The 23,139-nt window shown below is 56.4% G+C and carries 13 protein-coding genes and 1 pseudogene; 13 read left to right on the forward strand and 1 reads right to left on the reverse strand.

Translation table 11 applies throughout. The annotated features are described in order from the left end of the window. Positions 1–10 precede the first annotated feature (10 nt). On the forward strand, positions 11–1,693 hold the full coding sequence (locus LQG66_RS17760; protein ID WP_231327475.1) for a flavin monoamine oxidase family protein: 1,683 nt from the start codon (positions 11–13) through the stop codon (positions 1,691–1,693). Here LQG66_RS17760 and LQG66_RS17765 read toward each other — a convergent pair. Continuing rightward, on the reverse strand, positions 1,612–2,094 hold the full coding sequence (locus tag LQG66_RS17765) for a hypothetical protein (protein ID WP_231327476.1): 483 nt from the start codon (positions 2,092–2,094) through the stop codon (positions 1,612–1,614). The genes LQG66_RS17760 and LQG66_RS17765 overlap by 82 nt on opposite strands. On the opposite strand from LQG66_RS17765, the gene LQG66_RS17770 reads away from it, so the two are divergent. The 12 genes and pseudogenes from LQG66_RS17770 to LQG66_RS17820 all read left to right on the forward strand — a co-directional run bounded on the left by LQG66_RS17770 (position 2,093) and on the right by LQG66_RS17820 (position 23,117). Beyond that, positions 2,093–2,680 (forward strand): HEPN domain-containing protein, encoded by a 588-nt coding sequence (locus LQG66_RS17770; RefSeq protein WP_231327477.1) that lies wholly within the window; start codon positions 2,093–2,095, stop codon positions 2,678–2,680. The two genes, LQG66_RS17765 and LQG66_RS17770, sit on opposite strands and share 2 nt — an antisense overlap. 36 nt (positions 2,681–2,716) lie before the next feature. Beyond that, positions 2,717–2,872: a hypothetical protein gene (locus LQG66_RS17775; protein ID WP_231327478.1), complete on the forward strand. Its 156-nt coding sequence runs from the start codon at positions 2,717–2,719 to the stop codon at positions 2,870–2,872. Positions 2,873–3,401: 529 nt separating this feature from the next. Beyond that, positions 3,402–11,135: a non-ribosomal peptide synthetase gene (locus LQG66_RS17780; protein WP_231327479.1), complete on the forward strand. Its 7,734-nt coding sequence runs from the start codon at positions 3,402–3,404 to the stop codon at positions 11,133–11,135. Between the two features lie 16 nt (positions 11,136–11,151). Further along, positions 11,152–11,661, forward strand: coding sequence for an AMP-binding protein (locus LQG66_RS17785; protein WP_231327480.1), 510 nt, complete (start codon positions 11,152–11,154; stop codon positions 11,659–11,661). Between the two features lie 15 nt (positions 11,662–11,676). After that, positions 11,677–12,663 (forward strand): annotated as a pseudogene (locus LQG66_RS37345) (amino acid adenylation domain-containing protein); the annotation flags it as partial. A 42-nt stretch (positions 12,664–12,705) separates the two neighbouring features. After that, entirely contained in the window at positions 12,706–17,325 is a 4,620-nt protein-coding gene (locus tag LQG66_RS37255) for an amino acid adenylation domain-containing protein (protein WP_345778964.1), read from the forward strand. 33 nt (positions 17,326–17,358) lie between these two features. Beyond that, complete coding sequence (locus LQG66_RS17795; RefSeq protein WP_231327481.1) at positions 17,359–18,348, forward strand: radical SAM protein; 990 nt, start codon at positions 17,359–17,361, stop codon at positions 18,346–18,348. 19 nt (positions 18,349–18,367) lie between these two features. Then, positions 18,368–19,267: a formylglycine-generating enzyme family protein gene (locus LQG66_RS17800; RefSeq protein WP_231327482.1), complete on the forward strand. Its 900-nt coding sequence runs from the start codon at positions 18,368–18,370 to the stop codon at positions 19,265–19,267. A gap of 20 nt (positions 19,268–19,287) precedes the next feature. Further along, a complete protein-coding gene (locus LQG66_RS17805) occupies positions 19,288–19,548 on the forward strand; it encodes a hypothetical protein (protein ID WP_231327483.1) in 261 nt (86 codons plus the stop codon). 16 nt (positions 19,549–19,564) lie between these two features. Next, positions 19,565–20,323, forward strand: coding sequence for a formylglycine-generating enzyme family protein (locus LQG66_RS17810; RefSeq protein WP_256460628.1), 759 nt, complete (start codon positions 19,565–19,567; stop codon positions 20,321–20,323). Further along, on the forward strand, positions 20,320–21,537 hold the full coding sequence (locus LQG66_RS17815; protein ID WP_231327485.1) for an acyl-CoA dehydrogenase family protein: 1,218 nt from the start codon (positions 20,320–20,322) through the stop codon (positions 21,535–21,537). Before LQG66_RS17810 ends, LQG66_RS17815 begins: the two co-directional genes overlap by 4 nt. Further along, on the forward strand, positions 21,534–23,117 hold the full coding sequence (locus LQG66_RS17820) for a class I adenylate-forming enzyme family protein (protein ID WP_231327486.1): 1,584 nt from the start codon (positions 21,534–21,536) through the stop codon (positions 23,115–23,117). The genes LQG66_RS17815 and LQG66_RS17820 overlap by 4 nt, the downstream gene beginning before the upstream one ends. The last annotated feature ends 22 nt before the right edge of the window (positions 23,118–23,139 follow it).

A 23,139-nucleotide genomic window follows, 5' to 3' on the forward strand; every position in this document is an offset into this window, starting at 1 on the left:
CCGATCCACAGTGCCGGCATGCGGCGCGGCGCGTGACTGCGTCACTAGGACGGACGTAACGAGGAAGTCACGGATGTCATCCAAAGATTCCGATTCCGAAATTCTCGATGTCGCCGTGATTGGTGCAGGAGTTTCCGGCGTCTATAGTGCTTGGCGCCTGGCATCGTGCAAAGGCGGCGGGACGCCTCTCAAGGCCAAGGTGTTCGAGACGAGCGGCAGAGTCGGCGGCCGCCTACTCTCGGTCACCCCGCCGGGCATTCCGGGCACGCGCGTGGAACTCGGAGGGATGCGTTTCACCTCGAGTCACACGCGTGTCAAAGTCCTGCTGGAGCAGTTCGGCATCCCGACGCATCCGTTTCCCGTGCGAGAGCCGCAAAACATCTGCTATGTCCGCGGTCACAGGCTACGGCACCAGGATCTGAAGACGCCGGCTCTCATTCCCTACAATCTGTTGTCGGACGAGCAGACGCCGCGGTCGCTGGATGTCGGTTTCGTTGCGGTTTCCGCCGAGCGTGTGCTGCGGTCGATGCAAAAGCGATGTGTCGATCTCGCAAAGGTCGATTGGAAGGATCTGGCCGAGAGATATCTTTATGACGGCGTCAGGCTGCGCGATCTACCGCTGCATTATCTGCTTCAGCGCAATGTGAGCGACGAAGCGCTGCGCTTCGCCGATGATGTCAGCGGATACAACAGCATTCTCTATACGTGGAATGCCGCCGACGGGTTTCCATGGAATCTCGACGATTTCGGCCGCGATGTGAAATATTTCGGCATCACCCCCGGCTTCGCCTCCCTGCCGACCAAGCTGGCCAAGGGCTTCGAGGATGCGGGCGGCCAAATCCTGTTCAAGCATCGGCTGGAAAGCTTTGATGTCGGCTGGGAGGGCGATCGGGATCTGATCGAGATGCAATTCGCGGTCGATGGCGACAAGAGATGCACGATCAAGGCGCGAAAGCTGATCCTGGCCATGCCGCGCAGATCGCTCGAGCTCATTGCCGAGAGCGGCGCGGTTCTCGGGCGCGCGCCTGAAAACGATCGTGTCCGGAACTTGATCCGCTCCGTGACGCCGATTCCCCTGTTCAAGCTGGCGCTCGGCTACCGCTTCCCCTGGTGGGAGACCATCGATCCCGTGGCCGTCGTGACCGACCAGGGTACGCAATGGCGTCCGATCCGCAAGGGCGTTTCGATCACCGATCTTCCGCTGCGGCAATGTTATTACTGGGCTACCGACCCGGACACCGGCAATGCGGTGGTGTTGATCTATGACGACGGGCGCGATCTCGAGTATTGGGCCGGACTACGAGAGCGTCGTGAAAGCCCTGCCTATTCACAGAGGGTGACTGAGGGAGGCGATGCGGAGTGGAATAGTCACAAGGCGCCGGAATTGATGGTAAACGAGGTGCATCGTCAGCTCCTTGAGATCCACGGGGTTGACCATCGTAAGGACATTCCGTTCCCCTATGCAGCCGCCTACCGCGATTGGAGCGAAGATCCTTTCGGCGGTGGCGCCAATTTCTGGCATCTGCACGTCGACAGCGAGCAGGTCGGGCGCGACATCCTGCAACCGAAACCGTCCCTGCCTGTCTTCATTTGCGGCGAGGCCTACTCGCATCAGCAAGGTTGGGTCGAAGGCGCCCTGCAAACGGCGGACCAAATGCTGGCGACACACTTCGCCTTGCCGCCGCCGTCATAACGCAAAACGTACGCATCAGTCGCCCATCTTCCGCAGCTTGCACGGTGGCGGGTCCACCATGACCGGTCTGGTGAGATGGCGATTATCCACGCCGATTGATTTTTTGCCAACCCGTCGATGATCTGCAACACGACCGGATCTCCTGCAAACAGCCGGAACACCTCAGCGAACCCTGCGACCGCGACAGCCACGCGTTCGGGATCGGCCAGTTCATCAACGGGATCGTTCGGAACGCCATACTGGCCCGGATCATCGCGGCTGACCAGCAACCGTTGTTCGCTCCAGACTCGCCGCCAATAGTCGTCGTAGATGCTGCGCATGACGCCGGACAAAAAAGCCCGGATCGCCCCCCCCAAACGGCCAGACACGCGATCCGTCAAGAACGCGGACAATGGCCTCATGCAGCACGTCGGCCCAGCCTTCAGCCGCACCAGATCGGCGAAAGCCCCGGGCGCGACCATCGACGTCCTGGTGTATCCGATCTGCTTCAATTTCCGGCACGCCGTCGAACTCTACGTCAAGTACATAATCGCCGACCTGAGTAGGGTGCAGGGGACCGGCCGGCAGTACCAGGCCGGCCACTCGCTGCTCCGGAACTGGAAGAAGGCCAAGAAGCTGTTGAAGGCCATCGACCATGCCGCCGAAGATGCCGCGCTCTTCGAAGAGGTGATTGGACATATCGAAGAGGTCGACCCGGCCGGCCAGACGTTCAGATATCCGGAGTCGATCAAATACGATCAGCATCTGAAGGATTGGCCGAGCATCAACCTCGCCGTCGTCGAATATTACTACGCCCGTCTGTTCGCCGTCGCGAAGGACTGGCAATACCGCATCGATCACGCTGTCGATCGGGCGTCGCAGGACCGAACGCTGGCGCCGCCCTACAGGCGGCCGCCGGATAAGAACGCTCTGGTTGGACGCTGGCATTTCCTGATCTATAGAGCCAAGAACGCAGGCCTGAGCATCCGCAATCTCTTCCGACGATAGTCCACCTGCAGAAAAGACCGGGGATCCCCCTCGCCGATGTCCGAAAGCAAGCAGCGGCTGCTGCGCGCGACCGGCGATCCGAACCGGGTCATCAAGATCGAAAGCGATCCGGTGACGGGCGCCGACCTCTGGGTGATCCTGCGACGCGCTTCCCGAATCACGGAGGACAAAGCTCTCCACAGGTTGCGCTGAAGTGATATTCGTGCTTTATTGCAACCTTAGGATGGCAGATGGAAGTCAACATGAATTCCAGCTGGGACACACTTTTTACCTGAACCTGGTCTGGCCGGTTGGGACTTAAGAGAAAGCTCCCGACTTCGGGAGTATTTGGCACGCGGCGGAGCGGTCTGACCTCCCGCATAGGTCCCCGAGGAGGCGTTGTTGGCGAAGTGGCGTGATCGAACGCTCCTCTGAACGCGGACGGGGGATTCGCTGTCCGGCACGCCAACGATAGGACTGAGAGACGAACATAGCGGGCTGCGCCGGTGTCGGTCCGGCGCGCGAGTCAGCGAGGAGCACCGGAAGCACAAGACCCGCCGTAGTTCTCTCTCCGCGAAGCTGTTTAGTCCAAGGGCGTTCCGTCAACCGGGACCCGCTAATGTTTCCTATCATCTCTTGCGTCCTTGTTGACCACTCTTGCGTCCTTGTTGACCACGCGACATGCCGTTGCGTGAGGCTTTACAACGCAAGTTCACAACTTAACGTCACCGAGATTGACTAGATGAAACAGTTGGAACTGGAACCGTTGTCGGAGGGACAAAAAGGTCTGTGGCTATTTCACAAGCTGGACCTGAAGGCCGGCGTTTCCCAGACTCTTCCAATCTGTTTCACAATCAAGACCGTTGTCGACATCTCACTCTTCAGGCAGGCATGCGAGTTCGTCCTTAAACACTCCCCGCTGCTTTCAAGTGTTCTGGTAGAAGAGCATGGCGAACCGTTCCTGCTGCGCTATCCGGACAGTCCGCTCTACTTTGCATGCCAGGAAATGCCTGGTGCGTCGCCTGAAGAAGTAGACGCTGCCTTGCGACAGCAGGCCAGGATTGCCTTCGGATTGTCAGAGGATGCGCTAGTACGCTTTCACATCTATTCGGTACGACCCGATTTCTACGCCGTTCTCATCGCGATAAACCACATCGTCTTCGACGGCGCCTCGGTGCCCGTATTGCTAGACCGGCTGTTTTCTGCCTACGATGCCTTGCTGCGTGGACAGCAGCCGGATGCCCCCACGGCCGTGGCCAACTATCGTGATTTCGTGGAGTGGGAGCAGAACTATTTGAAGAGTGCCAGGAGCCGCATTGCCAGAGACTACTGGATGCGGCAGTTTCCAGGCCCCTTGCCGGCACTGGAACTCGATATAGAGCGCCGCCGTACCGCCGCAGCGCCGCAGGCAAGCGTCAGCAGCAAGAAAATCCTGTCAGCGTCGGAGTCTGCGCAGGTAAGCGGTTTTTGCGCGCGCCAAAACACCACTCCGGCAGTCTTTTTTCTTGCGGTCTACCAATTGCTGCTCAAGCAATACAGCCAGCAGCGACACATCATCATCGGCATGCCGGCGCTGGGGCGTCCCAAGCTGTCGTTCCATGACGTGATCGGTTACTTCATTGACATGATCCCGATCCAAAGTTTTGTCGATGAGACCCAAACCTTCGATTCCCATTTGATGGAACTGGGCCTCACCGTTGTCGACGGCATCGACCATGGAGCCTACCCGTTTCCGTTGCTGGTTAACGATCTCAAACTCTCAGGCAAGCAGAATGACTTTCCGATATTCCAGGTTTGGTACGCTTTCCATAACCGTTCGATGCTGCAGGACGCAGTGGGAAAATACTCCGACAGTCTGAAGAATTACATCGAATTGTCGCAGGATGTCCGTGAGGAAGCCGGCTTCAAGCTAGAGCTTGAGGTTTTTGAAGGACAGGACAGCCTTGCAATAAGCCTCAAGTACGATCCCCACCGCTTTGCCGCCGAAGACATTGCGGTGATGCTGGATCACTACACGGCCCTCCTGCGGGCACTGATAAACGATCCGACAAAGAAAATTGATGAGTACCCCTGCTTATCGGATACCGAGCGTCATCGCTTGCTCGTGCAATGGAATGCCACGACGCGTCCGTATCCTGGCGACAGTTGCATCCATGAATTGATCGAAGCACAGGCCTCCAGAACGCCAACCGCGATTGCGCTGGTATTTGAACAGCAGCGCCTGAGCTATGCAGCGCTCGATCAACGGGCCAACCAGGTCGCCCACTACCTGCACCGCCAGGGCATCAAACCCGATATGCTCGTCGGGCTGTTCTGCGAACGTTCGCTCGACATGGTCATTGGTCTGCTCGGCATTCTCAAGGCCGGCGCCGCCTACGTCCCGATCGATCCCGCCACTCCCGAACAACGCATTCGCTACATGCTCGAGGATGCAGCCGTGACGTGGGTGCTCAGCCAGTCGCAACTCGCGCCTGTCCTGCCGCTCGATGGACGACAGGTGCTGTACCTCGACACCGGGACCAGCACCACGACAACCGCCACTTTGGCCGACCAGCCCACCACGCCGCTTGCCCGAACGCTCACCGGACTCGAGCCGACGCATCTGGCCTACGTCATCTACACCTCGGGCTCCACCGGCCTGCCCAAGGGCGTCATGACCGAGCATCGCGCCCTGGTCAATCGCATCGACTGGATGCAACGGCAATACCCGCTCGCCGGCAGCGATGCGGTGCTGCAGAAAACACCGTTCACGTTCGACGTGTCGGTATGGGAATTCATCTGGCCGCTGATGAGCGGCGCCCGGCTGGTGATCGCCAGACCGCAGGGCCATCTGGATGCCCACTATCTGATAGAGCTGATTCAGCAGCAGGCCGTGACGATCGTGCACTTCGTCCCGTCCATGTTCAGTCTCATGCTGCAACAGGACGGCTGGCGCCACTGCACGTCGTTGCGTCACGTGTTCTGCAGCGGCGAAGCTCTACCCAGCGAACTGCCGGCCCGGCACTACGCCTTGAACAAGGCGCCTTTGCACAATCTCTATGGTCCCACCGAAGCTGCCATCGATGTGAGCTGCTGGCACTGTCCTGATGAAGGCACGACGCCGGATACGATTCCGATCGGCCGCCCCATCCAGAATACGGCGCTGTACGTGCTCGATGAGAACGGACAACCCGTGCCCCGCGGGGTCAAGGGCGAGTTGCACATCGGCGGTGTCGGGCTGGCGCGCGGGTACTGGCGCAATGCGGAGCTGACGGCGGCGAAGTTCATTCGCAACCCTTTCAGCGATCAGGCGGGGTCGCGGCTGTACAGGACGGGCGATTATGCGCGCTGGCGCGCCGACGGCGTGCTCGAGTACGTCGGCCGCATGGACGATCAGATCAAGTTACGCGGTTTCCGCGTGGAGCTCGGCGAAATAGAAAGCCATCTGGCGCGGCATCCGTGGGTGCAGGCCTGCGCGGTGCGAGTCCATGAGCGTGGGGGTGAACAACAACTCGTGGCGTACGTGCTGCTCACGCGCATCAGCAGTGCCGCGGAATATCACGCGGAATTGCGGCAGCATTTGCGCCGCTTCCTGCCCGACTATATGGTTCCCGCTGCTTTTGTCGTGCTGGAACGTCTACCGATGACGCCGAGCGGGAAGGTGGACCGCAAGGCGTTGCCGCCACCGGATGCCGCGGCCTACGTAAAAGACACCTACGTGGCGCCGCGGACGCCAACCGAAAAGCGACTGGCGCAAATATGGGCAAGGCTTTTGCGTCTCGAGCAGGATCAAATCAGTGTCAATGCCTCTTTCTTCGCACTGGGCGGGCATTCACTACTGGCCATGCGCCTGGTGAATGCAATCCAGCAGCAGTTCGGTGTGACGTTGACGCTGCGCACCATATTTGAAAATCCCGCTGTCTCGTCGCTGGCGGCGCTGCTGGCGGCGCGACAGTCAGGCATCGATACGCTTAAACTGGAACCTGTTGCCCGCCACGCACGACTACTGGCTTCCTTCGCCCAGCAGCGTTTCTGGATCTTGTCCCGCCTGGAAGGCAGTAGCAGTCACTACAACCTCGTAGTTGCCTATCGCATCAAGGGCGCGCTGCACAGGTCAGCCCTGATTCAAACTCTGGCTACCATCGTTGCCCGCCACGAGTCGCTGCGCACACGTTTCACGGAGAAAAACGGCGAACTTTTCCAGATCGTCGATGACGCCGGTACATTTGCCGTAATCACGAAGAATGTTCGCTCAAACCATGAAATAGTATCCCTTTGCGAGCACGAGGCAAACCACAACTTTGATCTGGCGGCGGAATGCTTGATACGCATTCATCTGCTGGCAAAGTCACCCGACGAACATGTGTTGTTGCTCAACCTGCATCACAGCATTTCAGATGGCTGGTCATTCGACATCTTCTTCCATGAGCTGGAATCCGGCTACAGTGCTTTGCGCCACGAAAGAACTCCCGCCTTCCCCCACCTTCCACTGCAGTATGCGGATTTTGCCTGGTGGCAACGCCAGTGGCACAAAGAGGGCCGGTTGGACGCGCAACTGGCTTATTGGAAACGTCAGCTCAGTGATCCGCCGGAAGAAATGGGCCTGCCATTGGATCGACCGCGGGCGAAGGTCAACGCGCACAATGGGGCAACGGCAAGGTTCGCTCTTTCTCACACATTGACGGCACAGCTGCAGGACTTCTCCCGACGTGAAGGCGTTACGGTCTACATGACGCTGCTCACGGCTTTCGCAGTCATCATGCACCGTTACAGCCAGAAAACGGATATTGCCATTGGTACGCCGGTCGCGAATCGTAATCGCCAGGAAATCGAAAACCTGATCGGCTTGTTCGTGAATACGCTCGTGCTGCGTATCGATCTCACCGGCAACCCGTCTATCCGGGAATTGATGTTGCGGATAAAAGCTACAGCAATAGCTGCTTATGAACATCAGGACGTTCCGTTTGAACATGTGGTGGAGGCCCTGCAGCCGCAGCGTCGTCTTAATCAATCGCCGTTGTTTCAGGTGCTGTTTGTCTTGCAGGGCGCGCTGCCCGAACTCGATTTCGGCGATTTGTCCATCGCGCCGGTGGAATTCGAAACCACACACGCCAAATTCGATCTGACACTCAATCTGCAGGAAACCTCCACGGGACTGCAGGGAGTCGTGGAATACAATTCCGACATCTTCGCAGCGGAAACGATAAGCGCGTTTATCGGGCATTATGAAAACAGCTTGCGGCAAGTCATTGCCCGGCCCGACCTGCAACTGGCGGCGCTCGACATTCTCGGCGCATCAGAACGTACCCAGCTGTTGGCTGGCTGGAATGCCACGACGCGTCCGTATCCTGGCGACAGTTGCATCCATGAATTGATCGAAGCACAGGCCTCCAGAACACCAACCGCGATTGCGCTGGTATTTGAACAGCAGCGCCTGAGCTATGCAGCGCTCGATCAACGGGCCAACCAGGTCGCCCACTACCTGCACCGCCAGGGCATCAAACCCGATATGCTCGTCGGGCTATTCTGCGAACGTTCGCTCGACATGGTCATTGGTCTGCTCGGCATTCTCAAGGCCGGCGCCGCCTACGTCCCGATCGATCCCGCCACTCCCGAACAACGCATTCGCTACATGCTCGAGGATGCAGCCGTGACGTGGGTGCTCAGCCAGTCGCAACTCGCGCCTGTCCTGCCGCTCGATGGACGACAGGTGCTGTACCTCGACACCGGGACCAGCACCACGACAACCGCCACTTTGGCCGACCAGCCCACCACGCCGCTTGCCCGAACGCTCACCGGACTCGAGCCGACGCATCTGGCCTACGTCATCTACACCTCGGGCTCCACCGGCCTGCCCAAGGGCGTCATGACCGAGCATCGCGCCCTGGTCAATCGCATCGACTGGATGCAACGGCAATACCCGCTCGCCGGCAGCGATGCGGTGCTGCAGAAAACACCGTTCACGTTCGACGTGTCGGTATGGGAATTCATCTGGCCGCTGATGAGCGGCGCCCGGCTGGTGATCGCCAGACCGCAGGGCCATCTGGATGCCCACTATCTGATAGAGCTGATTCAGCAGCAGGCCGTGACGATCGTGCACTTCGTCCCGTCCATGTTCAGTCTCATGCTGCAACAGGACGGCTGGCGCCACTGCACGTCGTTGCGTCACGTGTTCTGCAGCGGCGAAGCTCTACCCAGCGAACTGCCGGCCCGGCACTACGCCTTGAACAAGGCGCCTTTGCACAATCTCTATGGTCCCACCGAAGCTGCCATCGAAGTGAGTTACTGGCACTGTCCTGATGAAGGCACGACGCCGGATACGATTCCGATCGGCCGCCCCATCCAGAATACGGCGCTGTACGTGCTCGATGAGAACGGACAACCCGTGCCCCGCGGGGTCAAGGGCGAGTTGCATATCGGCGGTGTCGGGCTGGCGCGCGGGTACTGGCGCAATGCGGAGCTGACGGCGGCGAAGTTCATTCGCAACCCTTTCAGCGATCAGGCGGGGTCGCGGCTGTACAGGACGGGCGATTATGCGCGCTGGCGCGCCGACGGCGTGCTCGAGTACGTCGGCCGCATGGACGATCAGATCAAGTTACGCGGTTTCCGCGTGGAGCTCGGCGAAATAGAAAGCCATCTGGCGCGGCATCCGTGGGTGCAGGCCTGCGCGGTGCGAGTCCATGAGCGTGGGGGTGAACAACAACTCGTGGCGTACGTGTTGCTCACGCGCATCAGCAGTGCCGCGGAATATCACGCGGAATTGCGACAGCATTTGCGCCGCTTCCTGCCCGACTACATGGTTCCCGCTGCTTTTGTCGTGCTGGAAACTCTACCGATGATGCCGAGCGGGAAGGTGGACCGCAAGGCATTGCCGCCACCGGATGCCGCAGCCTACGTAAAAGACACCTACGTGGCACCGCGGACGCCAACCGAAAAGCGACTGGCGCAAATATGGGCAAAACTACTGGGACTGAGTGCCGCTGATATCGGCACGTCAGCCAATTTCTTCAGGCTTGGCGGCCATTCACTGAAGGCAATTTCCATGCAGGCTGCCATACAGGACGATTTCGGTATCCAGATATCGCTAATGGACATCATGGAGAAATCCACGATAGCCGGCATAGCCCAGTGCACCGAGCAGACACTCTCGCGGGGACAGCAGCTGGTCCAGGAGTCAATCCCTTCCCAGCCCGTGCAGGAGCACTATGCGGTATCCGAGCTGCAGAAGGCTCACTGGGACATGATCAAGATGGATCCCACCTCGTCCAAATACAACTTCAACGTCAATTACGAATTGGGAGGCGCGAATTTCAGCGCGGAATTGTTTATCCGGGCGTTTACAGCAGTGGTGAACCGCCACGCCAGCCTGCGCGCCTACTTCAGGTTTGTCGACGACGAGATGCGCATGGTGGTGCTGGAGACGTGCGATCGCACTCTCGATTTCATCAGGCTGACGGACAAGGACGAGCACGAACAAAGAAAACTCAGGGAACAACTGCTTTGGCAGCAAAACACGCAGCCGTTCAAGTTGTTCGAACCGCACGCGCAATGGTGGGGTTGCCTGCTGCAGTACGACGACAAGCGGTATGAGTTGTTCTTCTCCATCCACCACATCTTCTTCGATGGCCTGTCGCTGAAAGTCCTGTCCGAGGAAATCGCGGAACTGTCCCAGGCATACGAGGAGTGCAGGACGCCTGCGCTCGGCGCCAGTCTGCAATACCAGGATTTTGCAGCATGGCACAATGCACTGTTGCGCAACGAAGCAACGCGGCGCGTTCCTCAGGATTTCTGGCGCGAGCAACTACGGGGGACACCGGCCAGGGTACCGTTCAAGTACGATTTCCCCGTCAAGGACTTCAGTGCCAGAAGTGCCAAAGTGCGAGTGGTGATCGATGAACACAAAACTCAGGCCCTGAAACAGCGCGCGCAGGAAAAAGACCTGCCTTTGTTCATCATCTTCCTGGCGGCTTATAACGTCCTGCTGGCGAAAATGACAGGACATATGGACATCGCCTTCGGCGGTCCGGTGCTTGGGCGTGGCCACCAGGACTTGAACCGCATCGTTGGCTATTTTGCCAATGCCGTGATTTTCAGAACGATTCTGGATCCGCTGGAAACAGTCGATACCTTGTTGGACAGGCTTTACCGGAAAGAAGTCGAGATTCTCCAGCACCAAAGCTATCCGTTCAGCCTTTGCCTGGAAGACGTCGGCATCGCCAGCCACAAGGACATTCTGGCGGCATGGCTGAACATGACACAGCTGTTTGGTGAAGACGACCTGATCAAGGACAGCTCCACTTACCACACCGCGGACGTGCGCGACGCCCTCTATCCGTTCTCGACTTACATTTACGCTTATGCGAACGGCATCGAAATTAACCAGTTCTATTATCTGGATTTATTCAGGCAAGAAACCATCGAGGCAGCCGTTGCACTGTTGCTGAACATCATCGACCAGATTGCTGAGAGTGGCCAAAGGCTCATAAAGGACCTTTGAAAAGAGGAATTATTGAATGTCATTGGCGCCCCCAACGATTCCTCGTCAGTTGCCGCAACAGACCCGGTGGAACGCGACTCAACCGTCCGCCAGGACACTCTATCAAGTATTTGACAACCAGGCACGAGCCACTCCAAACGCCGTGGCCATCAATTGCGCCGGCGAAACCCTGACCTACGCCGAACTGGCAACAAAAGTCACGCGACTGGGCAACGTGCTGCAGACCGGATACGCCGTGCACAAAGGCCGCGTTGGCATTTGTCTGAACCGCTCTGCCGAGTTGGTCATCGCCGTACTCGCAGTGCTGCGAACGGGTTCGGCCTATGTACCGCTCGACCCCCATGCGCCGGCAGACCGCAACAAGTTCATTATCGAAGACTGCAAGCTGGATTTGTTGATAACCGAAAACGGTCTTTTGCACGGGCTTGGCGCTGCAGGCAACATTACGCTCGACGTCGCCGACGTCGCACTCTGCGCAGACGAGGATTCAACAGAAGTTGTCGGCTCGCCGTCCGACCTCGCTTAACGCTCGGGCTCGACCGGCCAACCGAAGGGAGTACTGGTTGAGAACCACGCCATCGTCAGTCTGCTCGAGTGCCTTAGGGCGACTTTCGACTTCGTGGCGACTGAACATTTCCTGTTGAAGACACCCGTCGTGTTCGATGTCTCCACCGTCGAATTGTTCAGCTGGTTTTTCTGCGGCGGGCAACTGTCGGTGCTGGAATCGGAGGCCGAAAAGGATCCCGAACGAATCTACCGCGCGATTGTCGAGAGCAAGGTCACCATCGTCAATTTCGTGCCTTCCCTTTTCAGCAGGTTCATCGAGTATCTGGAATTCGGCAAATGCACGCACTTTGCCCAGCTGCGCAGCATCTTCCTCGCCGGCGAGGCGCTCACTGTTTCGCTGGCGGCCCGATACTATCGCCTTTCCGACAATCTGCCTTCGCTGGAGAATTTGTACGGTCCCACCGAAACGACGGTATTTGCCACTCGTTACCCAGTTGACGCCAAACACCCGCAGTCCGACATGCCGATCGGCAAACCTCTGCCGGGATACACGGCCCGCGTCGTGAGGGATGACGGCGAATTATGTTCCGTCGACGAGCCGGGAGAACTCTGGATCGGCGGCACGGGGCTTTCTCGCGGTTATACCAGGGGAGATTTGAACGGCGCGAAGTTTGTCAGCCATCCACAAGCGCCGGGACAGACCTTCTATCGAACCGGCGACAGGGCAAAGTGGCAGCAGGATGGAAACCTGGCCTTTCTCGGGCGCAGGGACAACCAGATCAAACTGAGGGGATACCGCATCGAACTGGAGGAAATCGAACATCAGCTCCACAGCATGCCAGGCATCAGCCAATGCGCAGTACTCAAGTTGGTCGACAAGGCCAATGATGAGTTTCTGGGCGCTTATTATTCCGGTACTGAAAACCTTTCCGACGACGGCATCAAGAATTATCTGCGACAACGTTTGCCGGACTACATGGTGCCGGCATCCTTCGTCAGAGTCCCGCGCTTGCCTTTGACCGCCACTGGGAAAATCGACAGAAATAGTTTGCAGAGCCTGCCGTTGGAAGCCGCCGGAACAGCCATCGCACGTAATGAGAACGACGACGCCTTTCAAACCATCCTGATCGACAATCTGGGAATTTCCAGCATCGACTGGCAACGGTCCTTCTGCAGCCTGGGTGGCACCTCTCTGAAAGCCATTTCATTGAACGTGGCGGTGCAGCGCAGCTTCGGCGTCAAATTGCGCATGCAAGATATCTTTAATGCGGCAAATCTGGTGGAACTGCGCCACCTCATCGAAAAGAGCCTGCCTGTACCTCCCGATCGCTCGCCCATAAGGTCGACGCTCACCACGGCGCCCCTGTTGCCGGCGCAACGAAGCATCTTCTTTTTCTGTCACCTGAATCCGCAATCGCCGCAATACCACATCACCGAGTATTTTGAGTTGGCGGGACTGCCTAACGAGGCAAGACTTGAAGCTGCCTTCAACAGGTTGATCGAGCAATACGAAATACTGCGAACGGCGTTTCGGGTGGATCGCGATGAGCCAATACAGTGGATACGCAAGAGCGTCAGATTCAAGCTCGACACATTTTACGACCTCGAACCGTTGCAGGCACTGGAAAAGGTTGTGCGGCCTTTCGATCTGCAGGAAGCACCCTTGCTGCGGGCAGCACTTATCGTCACGAAAGAACGGTACTGGTTGGCGATAGACGTGCATCACATCGTTGCCGACGGACACTCCATGTCCGTGCTGGTGAGAGCCCTGTTCGCCCTGTATGAAGACAAGCAACCGGCGCGCGAGGCTTTCTCGTATTACGACTACTGCAGCTGGTATTTCTCGCCATATAACCAGGACAACATTGCGCGACAGGAAGAGTACTGGCTCGGTCAGTTCAGTACCGTGCCGGAAGCACTCAACATCCACACCGATTATCCCCGCAGTTCGCGTTCCCGATTCGAGGGTAAGACGGTGTTTCTCACACTAGACGCCGGTGTTTGCTCCGGCTTGTCGGCACTTGCCATCGAAAAGGGCGTGACAGCTTTTGCATTATTCCTGGGTTGCTTTTCCATCCTTTTGCAGAAACTGACCAGGCAACATGATCTCGTGATAGGTGTGCCGGTCTCGACGCGGGGAGAGCCCCGCTTCCAGGAAACCACCGGCCTGTTTATCAACACGCTGGCGCTACGCTGTCATCCACACGCGGACAACAGCTTCGACGGTTACCTGGGAGAAATATGGCAGCTCGTCAATGATGCGCTGGAACACAGGGATTACCCGTTTGAAACGTTGGTCCGACAAACCAACCCGGAGCGAAGCACGGACCACAATCCGTTGTTTTCTGTCCTACTCAACTTTGATGACCGCTCTGCCAGCACCCCTCTCTCGGTCGATGTCATTGATCGCAAGACGTATTACGGCAACACCACGAAGTTTGACCTGGTGCTGGATGTCACTCTCGATGGCACATCCATCGATCTGGCACTTACGTTCAACTCGGAACTATTCGGTGTCGATACTGCAACGCGGTATCTCGAATACTTGAGCGCCATTTGCCGACAGGCAGTAAGCAGTCCCGAACGGTCGATTGCTGACATCGACATCATGACCGTGGCTGAAAAGACGCGTGTTCTGCATGATTTCAACGACACGGCCGTGGACTACGGGCATACGCGTCCAATTCATGAGTTGATAGAACGGCAAGCCGCCCTGGATCCGGACAGGATCGCCCTCTTTTGCGACTTAAAGGCGACTACGTACGGCGACCTTGACGGGAAGGCGAATTCACTTGCCGCGATATTGATGGCGAAGGGCGCCAGGCAAGGCGATTTCATTCCGGTCCTGATGACGCGTGGCCCGGAGCTTTGCATTGCCCTGCTGGCGATCTTGAAGGCCGGCGCCGCCTTTGTCCCCCTCGACGTTCAACTTCCCCCTGCCAGGCTGGATCGGATTCTTGCAGAGCTCGGCAATCCGCTCGTCTTGCTGAATGAGGCAACTGCGGAGAAACACCGTTTTAGCAATGCCGCTGCATTGGTAGTACGAAAAGAAGGACTTGCACGTGCCGGCAAGCCATCGACGCCAGAGATTTCGATGGAAGGTCCTATCTATGTCATCTACACATCGGGCACTACGGGACAACCCAAGGGCGTCGTCAACCGTCATCAAGGGATCACCAATCGCTTCCTGTACATGAACAAGCGTTATGGCTGCATGCCGACGGACGTGGTGTTGCTTACCAGTAATCATGCCTTTGACGCCGCCGTATGGCAGATTTTCTGGCCCCTGATCAATGGCATACAGGTGGTCATTCCCGTCCAGCGGGACAAGTTCGATTTGCATGAGCTTGTCGGCCTGATAGAGCGCCATCGGGTGACCATTACCGACTTCGTACCCGCGGTTTTCAACCTAATGGTGGATCTGCTGAGTGCAAACCACGCGCTGCACCGGCAAATCCGGTCACTGCGCCACTTGCTGGTCGGCGGCGAAGCCATTTCACCGCATCATGTGTATCGCTTGAAGGAAATGCTGCCTCAGGTCGGCATCACCAATACCTATGGTCCGTCCGAAGCGTCGATCGGAACCGTGTTCTACGAAGTGCCGGCTGCCCGCACGGATCTTCTGCCCATAGGAAAGCCGATCGATAACGTCAAGGCTGTGATCCTGGACACCAACAGACGACCCGTACCGATCGGCGTGCCTGGAGAGTTGTACCTGGGAGGCGTCTGCCTGGGATCAGGCTACGTAGCGAACGCCGCGCTCACGGATACAGTGTTCCCGGAACTTCAATTCCTGGACCTGACACCCGAGCGCTACTATCAAACCGGTGATTTGGCGCGCTTTCTGCCTGATGGAAATATCGAGTATCTGGGCAGGCTGGACCAGCAGGTAAAGATCCGCGGCGTTCGTGTGGAACTGAAGGAGATCGAGCTCAGGCTGCTCGCCTTCCAGCACATTCGTGAAGTTGCGCTTACCTACGACGCCCGGGCTTCAACGAGTAACCAGCTGTGCGCCTACTATGTATCGGATTGCGCTCTGGACGCCGCTGCACTGGAGCGGCACCTGAGAGATGAGCTACCCAGCTACATGGTTCCGCAGCACTATATATGGCTCGCGGCGATTCCCCTCAACAGCAATGGGAAAATCGACCACAGGGCGCTTCCCAAACCGCAACCAGACGCCGACAAATCAAACTCCGTTGGCTTCGACGCACATCAAGAAGAAGTAGCCAAAGTATTTGCCGAAGTTCTTGGTGTCGATCAGACGACTCTGTCACCCCGTTCCAATTTCTTCGAGGTGGGCGGCGATTCTCTCAAGAGCATCATGCTGACGCATAAGTTGACAAAGGAACTGGCAGCGCCAATCTCACTGCAAACCCTCTTTAGTCTTCAAACCATCGAGGCGCTGGCGGGCTATGTCAGGACGATAAGGATAGACAAGATGTCGTCGCTGCCTCCGCAGCGTCCTCAGGGGCCGTCGGCTGATCTGGCAGGTGATGTTCGTTGCGAATCCGTTCCCCTGGCCCCCCTTATCAAATCAGGTCGCCTGAAACCCGTCGATGCCGTTGCGCTCGACTACATACGTGACGAGATTGCGGATCGCATCGACCTGCCACGCGAACGGCTCATTGATGGCTTTTTCCGGGGTGCCCCACTGGTGGACGAAATAATCGACTGCGAGTTCGGCAGGGTGGCGATAGTCGTCATGCCGATATTTGCGTCTGAACTGTTTCTCGAGCGGGAGCGACTTCATGCGCTGTTGGAGAACGCATTTGCGCTGGCCGTGGAACTAGGAGCGGGTACGGTATCTCTTACCGGATTGTTGGCATCCGCCACCAAGAATGGCACTGCGGTCGAGCATTTCGTTCCCAATCCGTTGATATTGACCACTGGGCATGAGACCACCGCCGCTGCCGTTGCTATCAATCTGAAATCACTGATTGAACGCTGCGCCATGGATTTGAGGCAGGAAACGGTCGGAGTTCTGGGAATCGGCTCGATCGGCACTTCCGTACTCGAATTGCTGCTTGCCAATCTCCCACATCCCCGCCGGCTGATTCTGTGCGATGTCTACCAAAAGCGGGATCATCTGGAGTTCATAAAGAAACAACTGCAAACAGGTTTTGGATATGCTGGAGAGATAACGACTCTTCAGACAGAGGGCAGAGTGCCGCCCGAATTCTATCGAGCTCACATCATCATCGGCGCAACCAACGCGCCGAACGTACTGGATATCGATCAACTGGAAGCCAACACAATCGTCATCGACGATTCCGGCCCGCATTGCTACGATAACAAACAAGCCATTTCCCGCTTTGAGATTCAGCAGGACATCCTGTTCACTGAAGGAGGGGAACTACGCTTGCCTTGCCCCGTTGGAAGAACCGTCTTTTCCGATCACAATCTGGCCGGCGTTCCAACAACCGTTCATGGTCAGATAGCCAGTTGCGTGATCGCTGGGTTGATCCAGCAGCACATGCCCGGCGTGGGAAGAACCATTGGTACCGTGCGCGTCGACGACAGCAGCTACCGTTTGAGTACATTGAAACAGTTGGGATTTCAGGCTCCAGTACTGCACTCCAACGAGTACATTCTGCCTGCAGAGATTGTTGAAAGCGCACTGAACAAGATCAGAAAGAAAACACAGCCATTTCAATCTGGAGAGTATGTAAGCAATCGATAATCGCGACCACTTCACGTAACAGGGAGCGCCACGATGAGCTTCAAGGATATCGAACTCCACCGCGCCGAAGACTTCAAACTGGAAAGCCTTGAGATAGGACTGACGTCCGTCTGTAATTTCGCGTGTGACTACTGCAATGTTGTCCTGGGCAAGAGCCTGCTTCCCGCTGAAACAATCATCGACAAAATCAAGGATCTCGAACACCTCAAGCGTGTCAAGCTTTCCGGCGGCGAGGTGACGGTCCACTTGGACGAATGTATAAAAGTAATCGAGTTCTGCTCGTCGAAGGGAATAAAAGTACAGATCAATACCAATGGCACCTTGCTGGATGCAGGGAAGATTCGCGTGCTGGAAGATGTCGGTCTTGACTGCCTGCACGTTTCGCTCGATGCCTACAACGCCAGCGACTACGCGCGTTACTACCGCAAAGCGGAGAGATTCTTCCACAAAGTGATCGATACCATCCAACTGTCTGCGCAGTCTCACCAGATCACCACAGTGGTGGAAACCATCATGTTCAAGGAGACCGTGGACAAGGCTGTGGCGATAGCCGATTGCATCTACGAAGCAGGCGCCCGTCACCATGAAGTACAGTACGGTGTTTATGTGCCCCACACCGGCTGGAATGAAACTATCAGCAAGGAGGCCTTACAGGACGTGATGGTGGAATTAGTCGTCCACAAGAAGCCGGACATGAAGATGTATTTCAGCTGTTTGCCCTTCGACAAAATGGACTTCCACAAACGTATCGATGGCAAGCAGGACAATGTCTTCTTCCCATCCTGCATCGAGGGAAAGAAACAATTACATCTGCACCACGACGGCAGCGTCATGATCTGTGAATTGGGACATCCGATGATCCTTGGCAATGTATTTCAAGGCCTCGATCTGAACCGGATGTACGACAGCGTCCCCAAGGACCTGCTGTCCTTCACGTCATGCGGAACGTGTCGCAAGGACCAGGAATATCCCATCTTCCTTCGCAGTTTGGGAGCCTCCGCGATGCGGGTGAAGAACGTATAAGATCCAAGAAGGACAACCGATGACCACCGCAACCGCAACCTGCTTGTCTACCTACAACCTGGTTAAGATTAAAGGCGGTTCATTTGTCATGGGTGACGCGGATGGCACAGGACGCGTTCACGAAAGACCGGCGTCGGCAGTGACCGTGAGTGATTACCATCTTGGTAGATATTGCGTTACTGTTCGGGAATACTACGACTTCATTGTCGATCCAGACGGCGGGTTTCAGGAACAGTGGTGCGAGTACATAGACCCCACTTTCATCCTGAAATCCGGCGATCGATTTGAGATTGCGGCGGGAGCCGAAAACTATCCCATGCACGAAGTTAATTATTACGGGGCGGTTGCATACTGCAATTGGTGTTCACTCCGGCAGGGCTTCGATTACATCTACGATCTCCGGACATTGGACGCCGATTTGTCGAAAAGCGGATTTCGGCTGCCAACGGAAGCGGAATGGGAATATGCCTGCGTTCCTACAGCAACCGATCAGGGCGCGGAAGAAACAGTAAATTTTGTTGCTTACGATGGTGCTCATAAAACGCTGCGGGCAGCGGCACGAAACATCGGCGGCTTTGGCTGCAGGTTTGCACCCTCCAACAAGGACGCTCAGGGAACTCCCGGCATCGAAAGCAGCCGATACGCCTCGCCGTTGCCGGTTGGCACGCTGACACCCAACAAGTTCGGCCTTTACGAAATGCTCGGCAACGTCAATGAATGGTGCCATGACCGTTATGGTTCTTATACGAACGGGCGCAAGCAGAATCCATGCGGCCCCGCAAAAGGAACGATCCGTGTCGTGCGCGGCGGTCATTTTGCCGATGCCCTTACCAACCTGAGGAGAAGCTATCGGTCAGGCGTCCATCCTGAAGCGAAATGTGAAGTCCTGGGATTCCGCATTGCACTGAATTCAGTCTGATTGACAACACTGTTGCAACGATGTCTCTCGATGAAATCACCGTCACGATAATCGGGTTTATAAAGGACGAGCTCCTTGAGGGGAAGGGCGTCGTCTTGTCGCCAGCGTCGGAGCTGATCGATTCGGGATTGCTGAATTCCATGTTCGTCATCCGTTTGCTCGCATTCCTGCAGGACCATTACCAGATCGAGGACATCTCCAACAACGATATGCATCTGGAGAATTTCCGTACGATATCGACCATCGCGGATCTGGTAGGTCGCTACATCAATGCTAAATAGAGCGGCAACGCCTGAAATGATCTTTGTCCCAGGGGGCGCTTTCACGATGGGCGACGTATGGGGCGACGGCCTGTCTGACGAGCTGCCTGTCTTTGCATGCGAAGTGAGCGATTTCTATTTTGGCAGATATCCGATTACGAACGAGGAGTTTGTAATTTTCCTGAATGACATCGGGAAGAACGTCGACGATGACGGCAACATGATCCTGGATCTCAGGAGCGGTGATCCTGCTTCGACAATCGTTTTTGCCGATGGCGCTTATCGACACAGTCAGACAGCCGGGCGCCATCCCGTCAGGTATCTGTCCTGGCATGGTGCCACTAACTACTGTCGTTGGCTGAGTTCCAGACTCGGCTGTGCAGTGCGACTGCCAACCGAACTCGAATGGCAGTATGCGGCATGCGGTGGGAAACACCTGAAGTGGGGGCTTGGCAATCGGTTCGACAAGGACGAGTACGTCATCAGCCAGCACGAAGGCCCTTCGCCGGTCGACTTCGGCGAAGAGTCCAAATACGGACTGAAGTGCATTACCGGCAATATTTTCGAATGGTGTGAGGACGAGTACCGTTTTTCCTTCAATCCTCATGACAATCCGGTTCTGAAGCATCACCGTGTCATGAAGGGCGGTGCGTTCAGCCTGAACGACATAACCAATTTCCGTAACTCAAAGCGCTTTTCCTGCTTCGAAAAGAGCTGCCTCAACTGCATAGGACTGCGCATCCTGTCGCAACAAGAACTGCCCCCTCATTTCGCGCTGAGCCAGAGTGCAAAATGAAAGAAGCCTGGACAGGCCCAAAAGTAAACGATTCACCCCTGTTCCAGCAGGCTCACAGGAATATTCTGGCAGAAACAGCTGATTTTTGCGAAACGAACTCCGCTGCAATCGCCGACGCACGAAAGACGCATACGATTCCGGTCGACCTGCTGGGCCGCCTGAAAGCGACAGGTTGGTTTGGATTACTGATACCGACACGCTATGGCGGCAAGGGCCTGGATTGTCTGTCCAGAATCCTGAACGTCGAAGGCTTGGCAAAAGAATGCTCCGATCTGGGTGCCGTCCTGCAGATAGCGCAACTGGGTACAGCAGCCTTGATCGAAAGAGCCAGCGAAGAGCAAAAGCGCAAATGGCTGCCGCTACTTTGCAATGGTGACCGAATCTGCACGATCGCCATTACCGAGGAAGCATCCGGATCTCACATAAGGGCGATTCAAACGAACTATACAAGAACGACCAACGGCTTTGTACTCCGTGGTGAAAAAAACTACATAGGTAATGCGCCTATTGCCGACCTCCATGTCGTCTACGCCAGGTCAGCAACCAATCCGCAGGACATTTCCGCCTTCATCGTCGATGCGCTGGAAAGCAAGGTTGACAACTCACACAGCTATCACACGCAGGCCTTACGAGCGTTTCCACTTGGCTCTTTGAAATTCGATAATTGCGTCGTGCCTGAGGAAAACCTGATCGGGAACCTCGGTCAGGGCTTGGAAATCGCTCATCAGATCATCGCCAATCACGGCAGGCCAAGCCTCATGGCGTTGGCGCTGGGCATTCACAACCGGATATATACCCAATCCTTCCGGTTTTCTCTTGAGAGAAAGCTCTATGGAAAAAGCATCGCGGCGTTGCCGGATGTGCAGTCAAGAATCTTTGAGATCTACCATAACCTCGAACTCGCAAGAATGGCGGCCTACAACGCCGCCAGCTTGCTTGACCGGAGAATGGATGCTTGTCGGGCCATAGCGTTGGCGAAATACGTTTGTAGTGACCTTGCGTGCAAGTCCGCGTTGACCGCTACTGCAATCTATGGCGCGAGGGCGTGTTCCGAAGAGTTCGAAATCAGCCAATTGTTGCTCGACAGCATCCTGACGCAGCCACCGTCGGGAACGCCGGATGTGCAGAAAAAACGCATCCTGGAGAGTCTGTTCAGCGGTGTGGCTGAATTGCAAATGTCAGACCGACCTTATGAAAGGCACTCTGATCAATGACAGCGTTCAACTGGACTGTTTCCAAATTAGTGGCCCAAATTGCGCAGCAGCCAGGCGATGAAGTAATTTACTCCTTCCATCGAGCGGATGGTTCGGTTGCCAAATCAACCGTCAACATACTAGTACAAAGGATTCTTGCCGTTATGACGAAGGCAAGGTCTTGCAACGAAGAGCAACCGGTTGTGGCGCTATTCATGGAAAACAGCGCCGAATTTCCTGCAATTCTGCTGGGGCTGATGGCCGCCGGCGCCGTGACCGTCCCCATCAATCCCAACACCAACCCGGCTGACGTCCGCTATATCGTCACCAGTTCCGGCGTTAAGTACATTATTGCCGGCACGTCTTCGCCAACGTTCGCTATCGATTCGCTGGGGCCGGGCGTCGAAATCAGCACTGCAGAAAGCTGGGTGGAGGGCGGGCCAGGGACGTTGAATATCGCGGATATGCCGGACATCGCCGGCACCCAACCCTCGCTGATAATTCATACGTCCGGCACCACGAGCAAGCCCAAGGGAGTCGTGCTGCCACAAGGTTCCCTGCTGGATAACGGCCAGTTGATTGCCAATCATTTCAATTTCTCACGCAGCAATCAGCTAACTACACTCCCTCTCTATCATGTACATGCCTTGACCTTTGGTCTGTTCAGCAGTCTTACCACCGGCGGGCATTTGCATGTGCTTGAATCCTTCAAACCACAACAGTGGCGGGAATTGGTAACCAGGGAAAAGATCGACTGGACAAGCATAGTGCCAAGCCTGCTCCCGCTGCTTCGAATGACGGGAGTGAGTCGTGAGGTGGCGCCGACACTCAAGGGGGTGTTCGTTTCCTCCGCGCCACTCAATGAAAAGGCAGCGGGATTGTTTGAAAAACATTCAGGTATTCCGCTCATCCAGGCGTATGGCATGACGGAGTGTACGTGCTGGGCAACCTGTTGCACGTTGCAGCATTGGCGCGATGAGTTCCAGGATCAATGCAGGAGCATCGGCCATGCGTTGCCCGGTGTCGACATGAAAATACTCGGCCCCGATGACGAGGAGCTCGGCGAAGGAGCAACCGGTGAGATCGTCATAGGCGGAAAGTACCTGATGTTGGAATACCTAAACTTGCCCGCAGTGACGGCAGCGACTCTCAGTGCACGGGGCTTGAGATCCGGCGATTCTGGGTTTTACAAACTCATCCATGGCACTCGGTACTATTTCATTGCGGGCAGAAACAAGGAAGTCATCATCAAGAATGCCGACAAATTTTCCCCATCCGCGATAGAAGACGAGATTTACCAGTCATTCCCTGACGTAGCCGGCTATGTCGCCATCGTCGGTTACCCGCATGATTTGACCGGCGAGGATATCGGGCTGTGCATAGACACCCGGCTGTTTGCAGCCACGACTACGAACAAGGACAGCTTCACTGCATTTATCCAGGCCATGCATGCGTCCATACGGCCTTCTGTAGTGATCCTGAAGAACTCGCCGATCGAAAAAACCTTCACCGGCAAAATCCAACGGACAAAAATGCGCGATCTGTTTTCCCCCTTCAGCAAATTCATGGGGGGACCACGATTTGTCGACGCCCCCGATTGAGAAAGTCGCGGCCTGGTGGGCG

The organism is Bradyrhizobium ontarionense (assembly GCF_021088345.1).
In the GTDB taxonomy this organism is placed as follows: domain Bacteria; phylum Pseudomonadota; class Alphaproteobacteria; order Rhizobiales; family Xanthobacteraceae; genus Bradyrhizobium; species Bradyrhizobium ontarionense.

Excerpts from the sequence above, each read along its gene's own strand:
- LQG66_RS17770 (WP_231327477.1), top strand. The coding sequence starts at position 2,093 with ATGCAGCACGTCGGCCCAGCCTTCAGCCGCACCAGATCGGCGAAAGCC.
- LQG66_RS17765 (WP_231327476.1), bottom strand. The coding sequence starts at position 2,094 with ATGAGGCCATTGTCCGCGTTCTTGACGGATCGCGTGTCTGGCCGTTTG.
- LQG66_RS17775 (WP_231327478.1), top strand. The coding sequence starts at position 2,717 with ATGTCCGAAAGCAAGCAGCGGCTGCTGCGCGCGACCGGCGATCCGAAC.
- LQG66_RS17780 (WP_231327479.1), top strand. The coding sequence starts at position 3,402 with ATGAAACAGTTGGAACTGGAACCGTTGTCGGAGGGACAAAAAGGTCTG.
- LQG66_RS17785 (WP_231327480.1), top strand. The coding sequence starts at position 11,152 with ATGTCATTGGCGCCCCCAACGATTCCTCGTCAGTTGCCGCAACAGACC.
- LQG66_RS17795 (WP_231327481.1), top strand. The coding sequence starts at position 17,359 with ATGAGCTTCAAGGATATCGAACTCCACCGCGCCGAAGACTTCAAACTG.
- LQG66_RS17800 (WP_231327482.1), top strand. The coding sequence starts at position 18,368 with ATGACCACCGCAACCGCAACCTGCTTGTCTACCTACAACCTGGTTAAG.
- LQG66_RS17805 (WP_231327483.1), top strand. The coding sequence starts at position 19,288 with ATGTCTCTCGATGAAATCACCGTCACGATAATCGGGTTTATAAAGGAC.
- LQG66_RS17810 (WP_256460628.1), top strand. The coding sequence starts at position 19,565 with ATGATCTTTGTCCCAGGGGGCGCTTTCACGATGGGCGACGTATGGGGC.
- LQG66_RS17815 (WP_231327485.1), top strand. The coding sequence starts at position 20,320 with ATGAAAGAAGCCTGGACAGGCCCAAAAGTAAACGATTCACCCCTGTTC.
- LQG66_RS17820 (WP_231327486.1), top strand. The coding sequence starts at position 21,534 with ATGACAGCGTTCAACTGGACTGTTTCCAAATTAGTGGCCCAAATTGCG.